This is a genomic window from Streptomyces boncukensis (assembly GCF_011045075.1).
GTDB lineage: Bacteria > Actinomycetota > Actinomycetes > Streptomycetales > Streptomycetaceae > Streptomyces > Streptomyces boncukensis.
The window spans coordinates 1-1,790 of the sequence record NZ_JAAKZZ010000886.1 but is presented as its reverse complement, the minus strand read 5'-3'; the positions used below and the strand labels follow the sequence as shown (position 1 = coordinate 1,790).

General features: G+C 72.0%; 2 protein-coding genes. One reads left to right on the top strand and one right to left on the bottom strand.

Features of this window, described 5'->3' with window-relative positions; all coding sequences use genetic code 11:
- The first annotated feature begins 1 nt into the window (after position 1).
- Positions 2-991: an ABC transporter substrate-binding protein gene (locus tag G5C65_RS36710; protein WP_241266324.1), complete on the top strand. Its 990-nt coding sequence runs from the start codon at positions 2-4 to the stop codon at positions 989-991.
- A 30-nt stretch (positions 992-1,021) separates the two neighbouring features.
- Here the strand turns inward: G5C65_RS36710 and G5C65_RS36705 are convergent, their stop codons facing one another.
- Complete coding sequence (locus tag G5C65_RS36705) at positions 1,022-1,729, bottom strand: TetR family transcriptional regulator (protein ID WP_165303366.1); 708 nt, start codon at positions 1,727-1,729, stop codon at positions 1,022-1,024.
- Positions 1,730-1,790 lie beyond the last annotated feature (61 nt).

Below are 1,790 nucleotides of genomic sequence, written 5' to 3'. Positions count from 1 at the left end.
GCTGACGGCGGGCGGCGCGCTCGGGCTCGGCGCCGTACTGGCCGCCTGCGGCAGCGACTCCTCCGGGGACTCCGGCGACGCCGGGGGCGACGGCGCGTGGAGCTTCAAGGACGACCGCGGCAGAACCGCCAGGACGCCGCACACCCCGAAGAAGATCGCGGCGTTCATCGGCTCCGCCGCCGCGCTGCACGACTACGGCGTCGAGTGCAGCGCCGTCTTCGGCCCGAGCAAGCCGGTGCGCGGCAAGCCCAACCCGCAGGCGGGCGACCTCGACCTGGACAAGGTCGAGAGCCTGGGCACCGGCTTCGGCGAGTTCGACATCGAAAAGTACGCCAAGCTACGCCCCGACCTGCTGATCAGCAATATGTTCCCGCCGCCGAAGCTGTGGTTCGTTCCCGACGAGAGCAGCAAGAAGATCTACAAGCTCGCCCCCAGCATCGGCATCAAGGGCTCCAACACCACCCTCCTGGACCCCCTGCGGCGCTACGAGGAGCTCGCGAAGGCCCTGGGCGGCGACACCGGCTCACAGCGGGCCCAGGAGGCCAAGAAGCGCTTCAAGGCGGCGGAGAAGCGGCTGCGCGAGGCCGCGAAGGCGGCCCGGAAGAAGGGCGGCGTCAAGGTCCTGGCCATGACGGGCGACGCCGAGAACATGTACGTGGCCGTCCCCGACTCCTACTGCGACCTCCACTACTTCAAGGACCTCGGCGTCGAGATCGTCGAGGGCAAGAAGTCCGACAAGTGGGGCTTCTGGGAGTTCCTCAGCTGGGAGAAGGCGGACAGCCACCACGCGGACATCATCATGATCGACAACCGCGAGCAGGCCCTGCCCCCGTCCGAGCTGCGGAAGAAGCCGACGTGGGAGCGTCTGCCCGCCGTCAAGGCCGGCCAGACGATCCCCTGGGCCATGGAGGAGCGCTACAGCTACGCGGGGTACGCCCCGCGCCTGGAGGCCCTGGCCGAGGCCATCGAGAAGGCCCGCAAGCTCACCTGACGGCCGCGCACCCCGCGCGCCCCCGGGGGCTCACGCGCCCTCCCCACGCCCCTGCCGCAGCAGCCCGTCCACGAAGGCGCTGAGCCCCCGGGGATACGTGGGGCGGGCGACGAGGGCCGCCCAGCGGTCCGCGAGGGCCGACATATGGGGGAGCCGCGAGCGGGACATCCGCGCGCGCACGGCCTCCGCGTACGCGTCGTAGCCCCGCTCCGCGTGCCGCCGCTCAGTGGCCGAGCGCACCAGGATCTCGCCCGCCGTGTAGTACCAGAGGCCGCGGTAGAGGTCGACGGCCTGCTCCGGCGTGCAGCCGCAGTCGATCGCGCCCCGGACGATCGTCTCCACCATCCACAGCGCCGAGTCCCCGAAGAAGTCGCCGCCCGCGAGCACCTCCACCGCCCACGGCACGGCGGACAGCGAGTCGTGCATGGCCGTGGCCGCGACCAGGATCCGCTCCCGCGGGCCGTCGGGCAGCTCGGGGCGCGGGAGGCGGTCGGCGTAGTCGTTCAGAAGCTGCGTCAGCAGGTCGTCCTTGTCCCGCACATGGTGGTAGAGGGTCGTGGGCGCCGCGCCCGCCTCCGCCGCGAGCCGCCGCATCGTCAGCTTCTGCCAGCCCTCCCGCTCGATCAGCCGCCAGGCCGCCTGAAGGATCTGCGCACGCGAGGTGCGCGGCGGCCGGCCGGTGCGGCCACGGGACGAAGAGGAAGAAGAAGAGGAAGAGGAAGCGGAGGCAGCGGACACGGCCCCATCATGCCGCGCCGCTCTCGGCCCTGGCGAATTCCGCCCGCGGCGCACCCCGCCC